Raw genomic sequence first — 15,686 nt, forward strand, 5'->3', positions numbered from 1 at the left:
AATCCCCTGGGCGCCCCTTCCGTCCATGCGGAAGAATGTCCGCCGGGCTGGGCAACCATGACAGGGGATCGAGTGTCCAACGGGCGTGGCGAACGTGATGGTGGGGGCAGGGACGGGCATCTCGGCGAGAGCCGCAGTGTCGTTCCCGTCGCGTGTCCAGTGGCCTGCGGACAGGCCGGAAGATAGCCAGATGACGGCAGTCGCACCCGGCGCCGCGGACTCCGGCGCCGGTAGCACCGGCACCGCCGCCGGGACCAGCGAGGATCTGCTCACCGAGACCTATCAGGCGCACTACCGCTCTCTGCTGCGACTGGCCGCGCTGCTCCTCGACGACCTGTCGAGCTGCGAGGACGTCGTCCAGGAGGCGTTCATCCGGGTGCACGCGGCCCGGCGGCGGGTGCGCGAACCCGAGAAGACGCTGGCCTACCTGCGGCAGACCGTGGTCAACCTGTCCCGCTCGACGCTGCGGCGCAGGATCCTCGGACTGCGGTTGCTGCAGAAGCCGATGCCTGACATGGCCAGTGCAGAGGAAGGCGCCTACGATGCGCTGGAGCGTGACCAGTTGAAGGTCGCTCTGCGGGGTCTGCAACGCCGTCAGCGGGAGGTTCTGGTGCTGCGCTACTTCGTGGACATGACGGAGGCGCAGGTGGCGGAGACCCTGGGCATCTCGCTCGGTTCGGTGAAGGCGTACGGCTCACGAGGGCTTGCCGCGCTGCGGGTCCAGATGGAGGCCGGGCATGGCTGAGAACGACGGTACGGGCACGGGCGGGGGTGCCGCGTTCGGCGGGGGCGCCGCCTTCGACGGGGAGGAACCCCGTGAGCGCGAGGAGCGGCTGGTCCGGGAGCTGATGCAGCGCGCCGTGGCCGAGGTGCAGCCCGCACCCGGCGGCCTGCAGCACATCCGGCGGGCGGTGCCGCGCCGGCGGGCCGTCCGGCGCGGGGCCTGGACGGGCGCCGCCGCGGTGGTGGCCGCCGCCTCCTTCCTGATGCCGGCCCTGCACACCGCGGACCACCTCGGCCTGTCCGGTGGTCCCGGCTCGCCCGGAACCGCGAGCGGGAGCGCCTCCGCCACCGTCACGGGCACCGTCCCCGGCGGCGCCACCGGCACGCCCGAACCGCCCCCGGCCACCGACCTCGGGCTGCCGGTCGTACCGGGCATCCCGTCCGGCACCGTCGGCGGCTCGCCGAGCGCCGGCCCGAGCACCACCCGTCCCGCGCCCGGCACCGTCCCCCCGGCCGCCGCCACCACCACCGGCGGGAGCGACGCCCCGGCGCCGGCGCTGTGCACGCGCTCCGACCTCGGGCAGGGCGCCACGCAGCTCGGCGCCGCGGACGCGGAAGGGAGGATCTACGGCTCCTTCACCGTGACCAACGTGTCCGGGCGCAGCTGCCAGCTGGGCGGGCCCGGCTCGGTCACCGTCACCGGCGTCGCGACGCCGGACAGCGGCCGCGTCCGGATCGCCTTCCACACCGCAGGCGACCCGGCCACCGAGCTGCCCGCGCCCGGCCCCTCGTCCGGACCCGCGACCGGGAAGGACGCGGGGAGCGACGGCCCCGTCCTCGTACCCCGGGCCGGGTACCGGGTGGACTTCGCCTGGATCCCGGACCCGGCGGGCTGTTCGACGCCGGGAGGGACGGCCTCGCCGAGCGCCTCCACCGGGTCCGGGCAGCCGGGCACGTCGGGCGGCGGCGGGACCTCGGGCGGCGGTACGTCCGGGGGCGGCACGTCGGGCGGCGGCGGGAGTTCGGGCGGCGGTACGTCCGGGGGCGGCACCTCGGGCGGCGGGACGACGGGGGGCGGCGGGCCCGTTCCCGGCGGTACCGCGAGCACCGGACCGGGGGCGGGCCCGGGCGCGGTGCCGGGTGCGAACAGTGGTGGCGGTTCCGGCGGGACCGGCGGTGACACGGGCGGCTCGGGGAGCACGGGGGGTACGGCCTCCGGCGGCGGCTCGGCGGGCACCGGCGGCGGCGCGGCCGGCGGGGTCCAGACGAGCGGACCGATGACCTCGGCGGGCGGTACCAGCGGGGTGCCCGGGGTGGTCCCGGCGTCCGATCCCACCGCGGAGCCGACCACGCCGCCGCGTCCGAGCGCGACGACGGCGGGGACGCCCACCGGGGCGCCGAGCCCGTCGGCCACCCCGACGGCCGGCCCGAGCAGGCCCTCGACGAGCGTGACCCTGGCGTACACCCCGGCGCCGGGCAATCCGGCCGCCGCGACCGCCGTCCTGCCCGGCGCCTGCGCGGGGACGGTGTACCGGACGCTGCCGCAGCCGGTGCCGGCCGACGCCCCGGCCGGTGCGCCCCGCACTTCCCCGTCGGCGGGGTGATCTGTCGGCTGCCGGCTGCCGGTGGGCGGGGTGCGGGGTGCGGTGCGCAGGAAGTCGGCGGGTCCGACTTCCTGCTCCGGCGGTGGTGTTCGGTGCGTTCGGAGCGGGTGACGCAGGTCGACCGGTCCGCACATTTTTCGGGGGTGCGGGGGCCCTGGGGGCGGGCGAGGTGTGAGGAGTGGTTACCGTGGGGGGTGTGTACCGGTTTCTCCTCACCCCGCGCTGGCTGAGCGGCACCGCGCTGGCCGTCGCGGCCGTCGCGGTGTGCGTCTGGCTCGGCTCCTGGCAGCTCGGCCGGTTCGAGGACCGGGTCTCCTCGCACCAGGAGATCAGCCGGGCGGTGGCCGACGGCGGCGCCCCCCGGCCGCTCGACGACGTGCTCGCCGCCGACCGCCCGCAGGTCACCACCGACACCGTCGGCCGCGCCGTGACGGTCACCGGAACCTTCGAACAGGAGCACCAACTGCTCGTCCCCAACCGCGTGTTGGACGGCAAGCAGGGCTACTACGTGCTCACCCCGCTGCGCACCGCCGACGGCCGGACCGCCGCGGTCGTCCGCGGCTGGGCGGCCGGTGAACCCCCGGCCGGGGCGACCGTGCCCGCGCCGGCCGGTGAGGTGACCGTGACCGGCCGCCTCCAGGCGGGCGAGACCAGCGGCAGCGGCGGCGCCGTCGCCGGTGGCCTCCCGGACGGGCAGCTCGGCACGATCAACCGGGCCGCGCTCGTCAACAAGCTCGCCCTGGACGGCTGGTACGACGGCTGGGTGTCCACCGACACCGCGCCGGAAGGGTTCACCCCCGTGCCGACCGTGCAGCCGCAGGGCGGTGACGGGCTCTCCCTGCGCGCGTTCCAGAACCTCGGCTACACGCTGGAGTGGTTCGTCTTCGGCGGCTTCGTGGTGTTCATGTGGTTCCGCCTGGTGCGCCGCGAGGCGGAGGCGGAGCAGGACCGGGCCCTCGGGCTGGACCCGGTCCTGGACTGACAGCGGACGGCCGGTCGTCCGGCCCTCCGGTCAGCGGGTCGGCTTCGCCGGCGGAACGGCCGGAACGGCCGGCTTGGCCGGGACGGTCGGCACGCTCGGAGCCGGCGTCGGTACCGACGGTGTCGGCGCCGTGGGCGAGGGTGGGACGGTCGGCGGCGGGTTGTCGCACCGGCGGGCGCTGTTGTTGCCGTTGCCGCCGCCGTTGTTGTGGTCCGAGTCGTAGGTGTCGGTGTGGTGGCGCGTCTTGCGTCCGCTCTTCGAGCCCTTGGACCCCTTGGACCCCGTGGACCCCTTCGAGCCCGACTTGGCGAGCACCACCACGCCGCCGTCCTCCCCGGCCCGGGCCACCTCGACCGTGGTGGTGCGGAACGCCGCACTCACCACGGTCGAGGTGGCCGTCGGTGACGGGGACCACGACGGCGACGGCGAGGCGGGCGGCGGACAGGCCGCGCTCCCGCCGCCGTCACCGCCGTCCTGGCCCGAGCAGCCGGTGAGCACCAGCACCCCGGCCACCCCCGCCCCCACGATCGTCAGCAGGCGCCTCACCCCGTACCCCCCCGTTCCCGCGTCCCCTACGGCCGCGCGTCCGCCCGATTCTCGCCCACCGCCGCACCGCCGAGGTGCCGGCGGACGAACTCGATCTCCAGCCGCAGCTGCTTGATCCGCTCGTCCACGACCAGCGACCCGTGCCCGGCGTCGTACCGGTACACCTCGTGCGGCTTGCCGAGCTGCTCCAGCCGCTCGACGTAGTTGTCGATCTGCTTGATCGGGCAGCGCGGGTCGTTCACCCCGGCGCTGATGTACACCGGCACCCGCACCTGATCGACGTACGTCAGCGGCGAGGAGGCCGTCCAGCGCTCGGGCACCTCCTCCGGCGTGCCGCCGAAGAGCGTGCGGTCGATCGCCTTCAGCGCCTCCATCTCGTCCTCGTACGCCGTCAGGTAGTCCGCGACCGGCACGGCGGCGACGCCGAGGCTCCACAGCTCCGGCTGCGTGCCGAGGCCGAGCAGCGTGAGGTAGCCGCCCCAGGAGCCGCCGGACAGCACCAGCCGCTCCGGATCGGCCAGCCCGCTCGCCACCGCCCACTCGCGCACGGCGGCGATGTCCTCCAGCTCGATCAGCCCGACCCGCTCGCGCAGCGCGTCCGTCCAGGCCTGGCCGTAGCCGGTGGAACCGCGGTAGTTGACCCGGACCACCGCGAAGCCGTGGTCCAGCCAGGCGGCCGGTCCGGCGGCGAAGGAGTCGCTGTCGTGGTGGGTCGGGCCGCCGTGGACCTCGAACACGGTCGGGAACGGTCCCTCGCCCGCTCCGGCGCCGGCCGGCCGCTGGACCAGCGCGTGCACCCGCCCGCCGGGCCCGTCCACCCAGACGTCCTCGACCGGCACCGAGCCGGGCGGGACGGCGCCGGGCGCGCGCAGCACCACGGTGCCGGCGGTGGACCGCACGGCCGACGGCTCGGCGGCGGAGGACCAGAGGAACTCCACGGTGCCGTCCGGGCGCGGGGTGGCGCCGCCGACGGTGCCGCGCGGGGTGTCCAGCCGGGTGAGCACGCCCTCGTCCAGCGCGTACGAGAACAGCTCGCTGCGCGCCTCGTACTCGTGCTCGATCAGCAGCGTGCGGGCGTCGGGCCGCCACTGGGCGGAGAGGTCGCCGGGCAGCTCGCGGCCCTGCTCGTCGCGCAGCCGCAGCGCCGTCTCGGTGCCGGTCGCGACGTCCCAGATGATCGGCTCCCAGCGGCCGGTGCGCTGGTGGGCGACCAGCAGCCGGGTGTCGCCGTCGAGCGGCGCGAAGCCCAGGCAGGCCACCCCGTGCGGCTCGTCGTGGCCGGTGACCTCGTCCAGCTCGGCCACGGTGGTGACGTCGGCGCCCTCGGCGGGCAGCCGGACGACCCGGATCGCGCCGTGCATGGCGTCGCCGTGCTCGGTGTGGTCGATGGCCAGCAGGGTGCCGTCGTGGCTGAGGTCGCCGACGCCGCCGTACTCGGCGTGCCGGTAGATCTCGACGGCCTGCGCCGCACCGGGGCGGCGCAGGTGCAGGGTGGTGCCGCCGTCGTCGGTGGAGCGGCCGACCACCACGTGCCGTCCCGGCCCAGGGCCAGGCCCGCCTCGTAGGACGGGGCGAGGCCGGGGACGGCCTCCTCGTCGGGGCCGTCGGCGCCCTCGGGGCGGCCGGCGAAGGGCTGACGGCGCCAGATGCCGAACTCGTCGCCGTCGCTGTCGTCGAACCACCAGATCCACTCGCCGTCGGGGGACAGCTCGGCGTCGGTGGTGCCATTGGGGCGGTCGGTGACCCGCCGGTGGGTGTCGGTGGCGCGGTCCCAGGCGTAGACCTCGTAGGTGCCGCTGGCGTTGGACACGTACAGCGCCCGCTCGGGGGCGTCCTCCGCCCAGTCCGGCAGGGAGACCCGTGCCGCCCTGAACCGCTGCTCCCACGCCGGTACGGCGCTCTTCTCCTCGCTCATCCACCCATCCAACCCGATCGGGGGGAGGAAACGGAACGGGAGGGCGGAAGGGAAGCGGAAGGGAGAGGGGACGCTCCGCGATGCGACCCCCACCCTCCCGCGCCCAGTGGCTCACCCCGTGCGGCGCGGCAGCAGCTGGACCAGGCCCGCGAGCAGCACCTCCAGCACCGCCAGCGCCGCGAGGCTGCGCCCGAACGCGGTGGCCGGGTTGTCGGCGGCGTAGTACAGGATGCCGATCAGTGCGACCCCGAGCGCCCCCGCCACCTGCTGGACGGTGGCCACCAGGCCCGCCGCCGAGCCGGCCAGCCGCGGTTCGACGACCGCCAGCACCGCGGACGTCACCGGGGCGATCACCAGGCCCATCCCGAGCCCGTCCACGAACAGGCCGGGCGCCAGCCACCAGACGCTGCCGGTGGTGCCCGTGGCGTGCACCGCGAGCCCGAGCAGGCCCAGCCCGGCGGCCATCAGCAGCCCGCCGAGCGCGATCGTCTGCCGGCCCAGCCGGGCGGTGACGCGGTGCACGGCGGTGGAGGTCACCAGGTAGCCGAGGCCGATCGCGGTGAAGACCAGGCCCGCGCCGAGCGCGTCCAGGCCGCGGCCCGGCTGGAGGTAGAGCGCGAGCACCAGGAAGAACGACCCCTGGCCGAGCGAGAAGGCCAGCTGCGCGAGCAGGCCGGTGGTGAACGCGCGGCCGGCGAACAGCCGGGTGTCCAGGAGCGGTGAGCGGCCCGCCAGGCCGCTTTGGTGCTGGTGGACGGCGAAGAGCGCGAGCAGGGCGATCGAGGCGCCCAGGCAGAGCCAGGTCCACAGCGGCCAGCCGGCCCCGGGGCCCTGGATCAGCGGCAGCACCAGGCCGGTCAGCGCGACGGTGACCAGCGCGACACCCACCGGGTCCAGGCCCGGCCGGTGCGGGGCGCGCGACTCGGGCAGGCAGCGCCGCACCAGCGCCAGGGCGGCCAGGCCGACCGGCAGGTTGAGCAGAAAGCAGCTGCGCCAGTCCAGGCCGAACAGGTCGGCGCGGATCAGCACCCCGCCGATCAGCTGGCCGAAGACGGCGCCGATCCCCATGGTCAGCCCGTACATCGAGAACGCCCGGGCCTGCGCGGCGCCGCTGTACGCCGTCCGCAGGATCGCCAGCACCTGCGGGCTCATCAGCGCCGCCGCCAGTCCCTGGGCCACCCGGGCGGCGACCAGCGCGTCCGCGGTCGGCGCCAGGCCGCAGGCCGCCGAGGCCAGGGTGAACAGGGACAGGCCGAGTCCGAACAGCCGGCGCCGGCCGTAGCGGTCGCCGAGCCGGCCGGCGGTGATCAGTCCGGCGGCGAAGGCGAGGCCGAAGCCGGCGACCACCCATTGCACGGCGGCCGGTCCGGCCCGTAGGTCGTTCTGGAGGGAGGGGATGGCGACGTTGACGACGAAGACGTCGAGGGCGGTCATGAAGGTCGCGGTCAGGAGGACCGGCAGCAGACCGCGCGGGGCGGGGGCGGCCGATGTCGTGCGGGCGGTCGGACGGGCGGTGAGCGTCCTGGACAACTCTTCGTCTCCTGGGGCAGATCGGGGGAGCGGCGGGAACGGGCGGTGGGGCGCCCGCCCCCGCCGGCCGGAGGGGGCGGTGTCGACCTCAGGCGCCCGGGACGCGGTCGAGGAAGCCGTACACCGAGGCGATCCGGCCCGCCGCGTCGGCGACCAGCACGTCGAAGCCGATGACCAGCGGCTCCTCGCCGGCCGGGCCGAGGTTCCACGTGAAACGTGCGATGTCGTGGTGGGCGTCGACCGGGCCGAGGGTGAACACCAGGCCGGGGAACTGCGCCTGGGCGGCGCCGATCAGCGCGTCGACGGCCTCGCGGCCGGAAACGGCGGCCAGCGGGTCGGTGTAGCTGCCGTCCTCGGCCCAGGCGTCGTCGACCAGCTTCCGGCGGGCGGCCGGGTCGGTCTCGTTCCAGGCGGCGAGGTAGCGGGCGGCGAGCTGCCGGAGGTCGGTCGGCTGGGTGTCGGTCATGGTCTTCTCCCTTGTCCGGTAGGGCTGTTGGCGGGCCGTTCCCGCTGGTCAAGACGGTACGGGCGGCGGGCGGCGGGCGAATCCGTCACGGATAGGTAGGGGTGTACGTAGGTCACCGCCAGTAGGGTCGGGCGTATCGGGAGGGAGACCGGGTGCTGTACGGACGGGAACGGGAGCGGGCCGCCGTCGACGCGCTGCTCGACGGGGCGCGGGACGGCCGCAGCGGGGTGCTGGTGCTGCGCGGCGAGCCGGGGATCGGCAAGACGGCGCTGCTGGAGCACGCGGTGGCGACGGCCGGGGACGGCGTCCGGGTGATCAGGGCGACCGGCGTCGAGTACGAGGCCGAACTCCCCTTCGCGGGCCTCAGCCAGCTGCTGGCACCGGGGCTCGACCGGCTGGAGGCCCTGCCCGGGCCGCAACGGCGGTCGCTGGAGGGCGTGTTCGGTCTCGGGGAGGCGGCCGGTGGTGCGGACCGGTTGCTCACCGGGCTGGCCACGCTCGGGCTGCTGGCGGAACTCGCCGTCGAGCAGCCGCTGTTGTGCGTCGTCGACGATCTGCAGTGGCTGGACCCGTCCTCGCTGGACGCGCTGCTGATCGCGGCCCGCCGGCTCCAGGCGGAGGGCGTCGCGCTGCTGCTCGCCGCCCGGGACGCGGGGGCCGGGGCCGAGGTGCTGCCGCTCGCCGGGCTCCCGGAGCTGCGGCTGAACGGGCTCGCCGAGGCGGACGCCGTCCGGCTGCTCGCCGACCGCGCGGGCGGGGCGCTGCCCGAACCGGCCCGCCGACGGCTGCTCGACGAGGCGGCGGGCAACCCCCTGGCGCTCGTCGAACTCCCCTGGATGGAGGCGGACTGCGCGTCCGGAGGGCTGGCGCTCACCAGTCGGCTGCTGATGGCCTTCCACGGCCAGGTGACCGGACTGCCGGCGGCCACCCAGGCGCTGCTCCTGGTCGCCGCGGCCGAGGAGAACGGCGAGCTGGACGTCGTGCTGGCCGCAGCCGCCGTGCTCGGGGTGGACGCCGGGGCGCTCGCTCCCGCCGAACGGGTCCGGCTGATCACCGTCAGCGCCGCGCGCAGGCTCGTCTTCCGGCATCCGCTGCTGCGTGCCTCCGTCCTCCAACGCACACCCCTGCAACAGCGGTTGGAGGTTCACCGGGCGATCGGCGAGGTCCTGGAGGAGGGCGACCGGCGTACCTGGCACCTCGCACTGGCCGCCACCGCGCCCGACGCCGACCTCGCCGACGCCCTGGAGCTCACCGCCCAACGGGCCGAGGCGCGCGGTGCGCACGGCGGCGCGGCGGCCGCCTATGAGCGTGCCGCCGGGCTCACCCCGGACCACGACGGTGCCACTCGCCGGCTGGTACTGGCGGCCGAAGCAGCCACTCAGGAAGGGAAGTTGGCGCAGGCGGAGGCGCTGGCGGACCGGGCCGGGCCGCGCACCGACAGTGTCTTCGCGCACGCCCTGCTCGACCAGGTCCGGGCGGTCGCGCACTTCTGGCGCGGCGCCTACCCGGCCGCGTACCGGCTACTGCTGGACGCCGCCGCCACCGACATCGAGCCCGCCTACGCGGCGCGGATGCTGCTCCAGGCCTTCCATGCCGCCTGGTACGTCGGCGAGGAGCCGGTGGCCACCGTGCTGGACCGGCTGGCCGCCCTCCCGCTCGGCCCCGACGAGCCGCTCGCCCCGCTGGCCCGGGACCTGCCGGCCGCCGTGCTGCCGGCCCTGGGGCGTCCCGCCGCCGGGCCGGTGCCCGACGTGCGGACGACCGCCGAGGCGGCGCGGAAGGCGGGGGCGGAGAGCCCGGTCGACCTGGTGCAGCTGTGCGGCGCGGCGCTCGTCCTCGGGCGCGACCACGAGACGCTGGAGCTGGCGGCGGAGCTGGTCGCGGAGGCCCGGGCCAAGGGGACGGTGGGGGTGCTGCCCACGCTCCAGTTCTTCCTGGCCGAGGCCGAGCTGTTCCACGGGCGGCACCGCGATGCGGAAGTCACGGCGGCGGAGGGGTACGCGCTCGCCCGGGACACCGGACAGCACCAGTGGACCAGCCAACTCGCCGGGATGCTGGCGTGTTTGGCGGCTCTGGGTGGTGCCGACGAGCGGTGTGTGGAGCTGGCCGGCGACGCCCTGGTCTCCGGCTCGTCCGCGTCCGCTGCCGGTGAGCCCTGGGCGCAGTGGGCGCTCGCGCTGCTGGACCTCGGCCGCGGCCGCGCGGCGTCCGCCGCCGACCGGCTGCACGCGCTCACCACCGGGCCCTACCGGCACCACATCGGCGCCACCCGGGCGGTGGCCGACCTCGTCGAGGCGGCCGTCCGGCTGGGCGAGCCGGAGCGGGCGGCGGAGCCGTACGAGCGCTTCGCGCGCTGGGCGGGCGCGGCGGGGACGCCGTGGGCGGAGGCGGTACGGTTGCGCTGCCAGGCACTGCTGGGGCCGGACGAGTTGGCCGAGTCCGCGTACCGGGGGGCGCTGGAACTGCACGAGGGCACCCAGCGCCCGTTCGAGCAGGCGCGGACGGCGCTGCTGTACGGGGAGTGGCTGCGGCGGGGGCGGCGGCGGACGGATGCGAGGCCGCACCTGAGCGCGGCGCTGGAGACCTTCGAGCGGCTGGGCGCGGCGCCGTGGGCGGACCGGGCGCGGGGGGAGCTGACCGCCACCGGCACGGCGGCCCCGACGGCGCCGGCCGTTCCGGCGGGGGCGCTGGCGGTGCTCACCCCGCAGGAGTTGCAGATCGCCCGGCTGGCGGCGCAGGGGCTCACCAACCGGGACATCGCGGCGCAGCTCTTCCTCAGCCCGAGGACGGTGGGGCACCACCTGTACAAGGCGTACCCGAAGCTGGGGATCGCCTCGCGGACGGAGCTGGTGGCGCTGTTCTGAGGGGACGGGGACGGATTACGCTCGGCTGTGGGTCAAAGCCCTATGTCGAGACGACCGTTGGAAGGAGTTGGGAGCGCATGCAGCACATCGACCTTGCCAACGCTCGGTGGCGTAGGAGTACGTACAGCAGCAACGGGGGCGACTGCGTCGAGGTCGCTCCGGACTTCCCCGGTGTTGTCCCCGTCCGTGATTCCAAGGACCCGTCCGGTCCCGCGCTCGTCTTCCCCTCCACTGCGTTCGCCGCGTTCGTCGCCGCCGTTCGGGCCGGAGAGTTCGGAACCGTCTGACCGCTACCCGGACGCGATGGCCCTGACCGACGCATCGGTCAGGGCCATCGGCGGTTCAGCGCGAACGTCGGCGTCAGGGACCGCCGCGCGGACGGGGCTATTCGGCGGGGGTGCCGCGGAGGAGGAAGGGGAGGTGGGTGCCGTTGGTGAGGGCGGTGAGGGCTTGGGTGGTGCGGCGGTGCTGGTCGGGGGCCATGGCGTCGGGGAGTTGGTGGGGGTGGAGCCAGTGGACGGCGGTGATGGTGGCGGGGGGTCGGTGGCGGGCGACGATCGTTTCCTGGGCGCCGGTGAGGTGGCCGCCCCAGTAGACGAAGTTGATGCCTTCGGGGAGGAGTTGGGCGTCGACGTAGTCGGTGGCGAGGATGTGGCGCAGGGGGAGGACGAGTCCGGTTTCGGTTTCGGTGTGGCGGCGGGCGGCGAGGTGGGGGAGTTCGTTGGCTTCGGCGCTGCCGCCGGGGAGCATGAGGCCGGACTTGTAGGCGGTGGCGATCAGGAGGACGGCGCCGTCGCGGTTGAGGATGAGGGCCTGGTGGCCGAGGCGTCGGCGGGGCGGGGTGGTGAGGATGGCGGGGAGGTGGTGAAGCATGTGGTGCTCCTGTTGGGCGAGAGCCGGGTGAAGCAGGCAGGCAGTCCGGCGGAGATTCCGGTGGTGAGGATCAGCCCGAAGATGAGGAGTTGGGGCGCGAGGGGCCCGTCGTGGATGGGCCAGCAGGCGGCCGTGGCGGCGAGGGCGGAGAGGGTGGCGACGCCGAGGACGGCGGCGAGCAGCTTCACGCCACGTCGGCGGTGCGCGGCCGGCTGGGGTGCTGGACGGTGACGAAGCGGGGCTCGGTGAGGGCCTGGACGTGTTCGGGCTTGGTGGTCCACTCGCAGCCGCCGGCCTCGGGGCGGAGGTAGACCAGTCCGGCGAGGGTGTCCATGTAGACGGCTTCGACGGGCTTGCCGGAGAAGTCCCGGTGCCCGAGGTCTCGGACGACCTCGCCGATGTGGGGCTGGTAGGTGGGGGTCGAATTCTTTCGCGACATGACGGTCGCTCCCTTCCGTAGTCGGTTCACTACCCGGGGCGACTCACTGTGGCGTACAGTCGGAGTGGTCTTCAACGTGTCAGGCGTGCTCGAATAGTTAGGGCGCTGGTTCGTGAACAAGGTTGAGCTGGACCCGGATTCGTCTCCCGCAGCTGCGTTCGGTGCCTTTCTCCGCACGTCGCGCGAGTCCCGAGGGTGGACCCAGGACGAAGTGGCAGAGGCGACGGGCTATTCGGCAACGCATATCTCGGCAGTGGAAACCGGCCGCCGTCCTCCAACCACTCGTCTGGCTCTGAGACTTGACCTCGCGTTTGGAACGGATGGCGTGTTCAAGCGGCGGGCCGGCGACGTGAAGTACTCGGCGTTGCTGGAGGGATTTCCGGAGTACGTGACCCACGAGCGGCGTGCGGTCGAACTCAGGCTTTTCGATCTCGGCATCGTGCCGGGACTGCTCCAGACCAAGGAGTACGCGGCGGCCATCGCCACTGGGGCGGTTCGCCGGGGGAGTATCACGCCGGAGCAGGCCGACGAGCGAGTGAAGGTCCTGGCCAGCCGCCAGGCCCAACTGCGCCGTGAGCCTGCACCGTTGGTCCACGTGGTCATGGACGAGAGCTGCATCCGCCGGCCGGTCGGCGGCCCGGCCGTGATGGCCGCACAGCTGGACCACCTGGTGGCGTTTGGCGAGCTGCCGAACACCGTGCTCCAGGTGGCCCCGTACGCCATAGGCGAGGACCGCTCGTTCGACCTGCCGGTGAACGTGCTGACGCTTCCCAACCGCGCTCTTATGTCCTACGCGGAGTCCGCCCAGCAGGGGCACCTGGAGCGGGACAGCGACGCGGTGCTACCGGTGCTGACGTCCTACTATCAGCTACAGGCCCTCGCGCTCTCCCAGGCTGAGTCCGTGGCCTTGATCCGCCAGTTAAGGAAGGAACTCCCGTGACCGCCGATCCTCAGTGGTTCAAGTCCTCGTACAGCAGCAACGGCGGCAATTGCGTCGAGGTCGCACGGAACCTCCTCGCCGAGGGCGTCGTGCCCGTTCGCGACTCCAAGGACCCCCGGGGCGCCGTCCTGGTCTTTCCGCCCTCCGAGTTCGCCGCGTTCGTCACCGCCGTCCAGGCCGGCGAGTTCAGCGCCATCTGAACCACCGCCCGATGGCCCTGACCGAACACATCGGTCAGGGCCATCGTCGCTGAATGACCGGTTCTGGGGATTCACTCGGCTTCTCGGCGGCCCTACCGTTGAGACCCTGACTGGCCGCCGTGTACCTCGGGGCGCTTGCCAGGTCGACAGCCTGTTAAGAAGGAGCTTGGACGCCATGCACGTTGACCTGTCCGGAGCCAAGTGGCGCAAGAGCTCACACAGCAATGGCGGGGGCGGGTGCATCGAGGTCGCCGACGGCTACACCGGCGTCATGCCCGTCCGCGACTCCAAGGACCCCCAGGGCCCGTCCCTCCTCTTCCCCGCCGACGCCTGGCGCTCCTTCGTCGCCGCCGTCCAGGCCGGCGAGTTCGGCACCATCTGAACCACCGCCCGACGATGGGCCTCGACCGGCATCCGGTTTCCTGCCAAGTCCTTCTGTTCAACTGCTGAGCCTCGGATCCTCGACATGTGCGCTCGTATCGCCACTACCCGTGGCACCGACTTCCCGTCGTCTGTGTACGGGACTCGGCGGTAAGGTCGCGGGCATGTGGGAGGGAATAGACGCGGTTGACTGGGCGGCGCTGGCGCACAACTACGGGTCCGCCGAGGACGTGCCCGACCTCTTGCGTCGGTGTGCGGGGCCGGATCCGGACGATGCCGTCGACGCGGCGTTCGACGTACTCAACCTGCTCTTCCACCAGGGCGGTTGGATCTGCTCGGCGGCACCTGCCGCGCTTCCTTCGCTGTTGCGGCTGGCCGCGAGTCCGGTCGTCCCGCTCCCCAGCCGCCGCGTGGTGCTGGAGCTGGTGTCGAGGCTGGCGGCCGAGGCCGGTCGGGTGGAGGAGGGGCTCCTCGACCCCGGCTGGCGGCCGGCGTGGGAACAGGCCCTTCCGAAGGTGCTGGTCCTGCTCACTGATCCCGCCTCGGAGATCCGGCGGGACTCAGCTCACCTGCTCGGGGTCTGCGAGAGCCCCGGTGATCTCGTCCTGCCGGCACTTGTGCGGTGCTGGCAGGCGGAGGCCGATCCGGCGACCCGTCTCGACGTGGTCCTCGCGCTCGGCAAGGCGGTGGGACGGGCGCCGGCTGGACCGCGCGCCACTGAGGTCCTGAAGGTACTCCGCGGGCTGCTCGACGCCCCGGACGCGCAGACCCGCCTGGCGGCGGTGCACGCGCTCGCCCCGGCCGACCCGGATCTTGCCGTCCAACAGGTCGGCGTCCTGCTGGAAGCGGTCCGGGACCCGAGCGTCGAACTGTGGCGGCACACCAGCTCGGTCGAGGGCGACGTCCAGCGTGTCCACCGCTGGACGGCGGCGCTGTTCACCGGGCCGTCCCCCACCTTCACGCTCGGACTGCTGAGGGACCACCCCGACGTCGACCAGCGGGTCGGCGCACTGGCCCAGGCGGGCGGGTTGCTGGCGCAGTGGCGTTCGGTGAGCACCGGCCTCCTGCCCGTCCTCGCCGCGCGGCTGGACGATCCCGCCCCCGAGGTCCGGTTCCGGGCGGCCGAGCTGCTCGCCTGCCTCGGCCCGGCTGCCGTGGCCCACGCCGACAAGGTCGCCGTCCTGCTCGACGACACCGCCGCGCGGGACACCCGTAACCGGGAGACTCCTGCCGAGGCCGCCTTGTGGGCGCTGGCCCGGATGAACGATCCGCGCTGCGTGCCGGGCCTGATCGAGCTGATGGCAGACACACGATCGGGCTTCGCCAAGGGCTCCGCTCACTATCCCGACACCGCCGGCCTGCACCATGTCGTCCTCCCCTCGATCCACGAGGTTCTGGGCCGCCTCGCCGACCATGCCGAGCTGCTCCTGCCGACGATCGGCACACAACTCGGTGCCGTCACAGATGATCACGCGCTCAACGGCCTCTGCCGGGTACTCGCGGGCTGGGGTCCCGCTGCGGAGGCAGTGGTTCCCCAGCTGCTCGGCCTCTTGGAGAACGACCGGACCTGGGCAGCGGCAGCAGACGCGCTGGCGGGAACAGGGGTGGCGGGGAGCCCTGCACAAGACCTGCTGCTGGCCCGATCGAACAGCGGCGAAGCACGCGCGGCCTGGGCCTACTGGAAGGTCTGCGGCGATCCCGGACCGGCCCTGGAAGCGCTTGGGCGCGCTGACTCCGAAGGGGGCATCGCGCGTCCCTCCCTGCGCATGATCGCTGACCTCGGCCCTCATGCCGCCCGCTACGCGGACCGGCTCCGGGCTCTGGCCGCCGACAACGACCGCTGGACCCGGGTCGAGGCGGCGTACGCGCTCTGGGCCGCGACCGGCGATGTCGAGATCAGTGTCCCGGCCATGACGAGTGCCGTTCAGGAGCTGCCCGACGGCACCTGTCTCCCCGTCATGCTCCCCGCCGTTCGTCACCTGGCCCAGGTCGGCCACGCTGCCCTACCTGCCGCGCAGCTCCTCCGCGGTGTGCCGGCCCGTGATCAGCGGCTCCGAAGTAATGGCGGCTGGCGGGGTTTCACCCAGGACGAAGCCATCCGCGCCGCGCTCGAAGAGCTGCTTGCCGCTTGTGGCTGACCGGCCGTAACCACCATCTGAAGCTCGGCCCTGCCGCATAGCCGGGCCTGCCCAGTAGTCCACGAGATCGCGTCGGCCCGCTCTA

General features: G+C 74.0%; 14 protein-coding genes and 1 pseudogene. 9 read left to right on the forward strand and 6 right to left on the reverse strand.

Annotated features, from left to right (window positions below; translation table 11 throughout):
- The first annotated feature begins 190 nt into the window (after positions 1-190).
- The 3 genes from ACFU9E_RS00520 to ACFU9E_RS00530 all read left to right on the forward strand — a co-directional run bounded on the left by ACFU9E_RS00520 (position 191) and on the right by ACFU9E_RS00530 (position 3,309).
- Complete coding sequence (locus ACFU9E_RS00520; RefSeq protein WP_355360468.1) at positions 191-745, forward strand: SigE family RNA polymerase sigma factor; 555 nt, start codon at positions 191-193, stop codon at positions 743-745.
- Positions 738-2,327, forward strand: a complete 1,590-nt coding sequence (locus ACFU9E_RS00525) for a hypothetical protein (protein ID WP_380679577.1) — start codon at positions 738-740, stop codon at positions 2,325-2,327. Before ACFU9E_RS00520 ends, ACFU9E_RS00525 begins: the two co-directional genes overlap by 8 nt.
- A 196-nt stretch (positions 2,328-2,523) precedes the next feature.
- Positions 2,524-3,309: an SURF1 family protein gene (locus tag ACFU9E_RS00530; RefSeq protein WP_355360462.1), complete on the forward strand. Its 786-nt coding sequence runs from the start codon at positions 2,524-2,526 to the stop codon at positions 3,307-3,309.
- Between the two features lie 30 nt (positions 3,310-3,339).
- Here the strand turns inward: ACFU9E_RS00530 and ACFU9E_RS00535 are convergent, their stop codons facing one another.
- The 4 genes and pseudogenes from ACFU9E_RS00535 to ACFU9E_RS00550 form a co-directional block, all read right to left on the reverse strand.
- Positions 3,340-3,855, reverse strand: coding sequence for a hypothetical protein (locus ACFU9E_RS00535; protein ID WP_380679573.1), 516 nt, complete (start codon positions 3,853-3,855; stop codon positions 3,340-3,342).
- A gap of 26 nt (positions 3,856-3,881) precedes the next feature.
- Positions 3,882-5,770: pseudogene (locus tag ACFU9E_RS00540) on the reverse strand (prolyl oligopeptidase family serine peptidase).
- 111 nt (positions 5,771-5,881) lie between these two features.
- Entirely contained in the window at positions 5,882-7,300 is a 1,419-nt protein-coding gene (locus ACFU9E_RS00545; RefSeq protein ID WP_380679570.1) for an MFS transporter, read from the reverse strand.
- An 88-nt stretch (positions 7,301-7,388) separates the two neighbouring features.
- Entirely contained in the window at positions 7,389-7,766 is a 378-nt protein-coding gene (locus ACFU9E_RS00550; protein ID WP_380679567.1) for a nuclear transport factor 2 family protein, read from the reverse strand.
- Positions 7,767-7,918: 152 nt separating this feature from the next.
- Here ACFU9E_RS00550 and ACFU9E_RS00555 point away from each other — a divergent pair, with 152 nt between their 5' ends.
- Together ACFU9E_RS00555 and ACFU9E_RS00560 are read left to right on the forward strand one after the other, a co-directional pair.
- The gene (locus ACFU9E_RS00555) at positions 7,919-10,630 is read left to right on the forward strand and encodes an ATP-binding protein (RefSeq protein ID WP_380679564.1); all 2,712 of its coding nucleotides are present in this window, start codon (positions 7,919-7,921) and stop codon (positions 10,628-10,630) included.
- A gap of 77 nt (positions 10,631-10,707) precedes the next feature.
- The gene (locus ACFU9E_RS00560) at positions 10,708-10,917 is read left to right on the forward strand and encodes a DUF397 domain-containing protein (protein ID WP_380679561.1); all 210 of its coding nucleotides are present in this window, start codon (positions 10,708-10,710) and stop codon (positions 10,915-10,917) included.
- 97 nt (positions 10,918-11,014) lie between these two features.
- Here ACFU9E_RS00560 and ACFU9E_RS00565 read toward each other — a convergent pair whose 3' ends face one another.
- Together ACFU9E_RS00565 and ACFU9E_RS00570 are read right to left on the reverse strand one after the other, a co-directional pair.
- Positions 11,015-11,503 carry an NUDIX domain-containing protein gene (locus tag ACFU9E_RS00565; protein ID WP_380679558.1) on the reverse strand — a complete coding sequence of 163 codons (489 nt, stop codon included), beginning with the start codon at positions 11,501-11,503 and terminating at the stop codon, positions 11,015-11,017.
- A 184-nt stretch (positions 11,504-11,687) separates the two neighbouring features.
- A complete protein-coding gene (locus tag ACFU9E_RS00570; protein ID WP_380679555.1) occupies positions 11,688-11,942 on the reverse strand; it encodes a hypothetical protein in 255 nt (84 codons plus the stop codon).
- A gap of 112 nt (positions 11,943-12,054) precedes the next feature.
- Here ACFU9E_RS00570 and ACFU9E_RS00575 point away from each other — a divergent pair, with 112 nt between their 5' ends.
- The 4 genes from ACFU9E_RS00575 (at position 12,055) to ACFU9E_RS00590 (ending at position 15,601) form a co-directional block, all read left to right on the forward strand.
- Positions 12,055-12,882 (forward strand): helix-turn-helix domain-containing protein, encoded by an 828-nt coding sequence (locus ACFU9E_RS00575; RefSeq protein WP_380679552.1) that lies wholly within the window; start codon positions 12,055-12,057, stop codon positions 12,880-12,882.
- On the forward strand, positions 12,879-13,082 hold the full coding sequence (locus ACFU9E_RS00580; RefSeq protein ID WP_380679549.1) for a DUF397 domain-containing protein: 204 nt from the start codon (positions 12,879-12,881) through the stop codon (positions 13,080-13,082). Before ACFU9E_RS00575 ends, ACFU9E_RS00580 begins: the two co-directional genes overlap by 4 nt.
- A 175-nt stretch (positions 13,083-13,257) precedes the next feature.
- Positions 13,258-13,464, forward strand: coding sequence for a DUF397 domain-containing protein (locus ACFU9E_RS00585; protein WP_380679546.1), 207 nt, complete (start codon positions 13,258-13,260; stop codon positions 13,462-13,464).
- A gap of 163 nt (positions 13,465-13,627) precedes the next feature.
- Entirely contained in the window at positions 13,628-15,601 is a 1,974-nt protein-coding gene (locus tag ACFU9E_RS00590; RefSeq protein ID WP_380679543.1) for a HEAT repeat domain-containing protein, read from the forward strand.
- Positions 15,602-15,686: the final 85 nt, after the last annotated feature.

It is taken from the genome of Kitasatospora sp. NPDC057595, from assembly GCF_042800875.1.
In the GTDB taxonomy this organism is placed as follows: domain Bacteria; phylum Actinomycetota; class Actinomycetes; order Streptomycetales; family Streptomycetaceae; genus Kitasatospora.

Bases quoted from the DNA above. Each gene is read 5' to 3' on its own strand.
- ACFU9E_RS00520 (WP_355360468.1), top strand. From the start codon at position 191: ATGACGGCAGTCGCACCCGGCGCCGCGGACTCCGGCGCCGGTAGCACC.
- ACFU9E_RS00525 (WP_380679577.1), top strand. From the start codon at position 738: ATGGCTGAGAACGACGGTACGGGCACGGGCGGGGGTGCCGCGTTCGGC.
- ACFU9E_RS00550 (WP_380679567.1), bottom strand. From the start codon at position 7,766: ATGACCGACACCCAGCCGACCGACCTCCGGCAGCTCGCCGCCCGCTAC.
- ACFU9E_RS00560 (WP_380679561.1), top strand. From the start codon at position 10,708: ATGCAGCACATCGACCTTGCCAACGCTCGGTGGCGTAGGAGTACGTAC.
- ACFU9E_RS00565 (WP_380679558.1), bottom strand. From the start codon at position 11,503: ATGCTTCACCACCTCCCCGCCATCCTCACCACCCCGCCCCGCCGACGC.
- ACFU9E_RS00570 (WP_380679555.1), bottom strand. From the start codon at position 11,942: ATGTCGCGAAAGAATTCGACCCCCACCTACCAGCCCCACATCGGCGAG.
- ACFU9E_RS00585 (WP_380679546.1), top strand. From the start codon at position 13,258: ATGCACGTTGACCTGTCCGGAGCCAAGTGGCGCAAGAGCTCACACAGC.
- ACFU9E_RS00590 (WP_380679543.1), top strand. From the start codon at position 13,628: ATGTGGGAGGGAATAGACGCGGTTGACTGGGCGGCGCTGGCGCACAAC.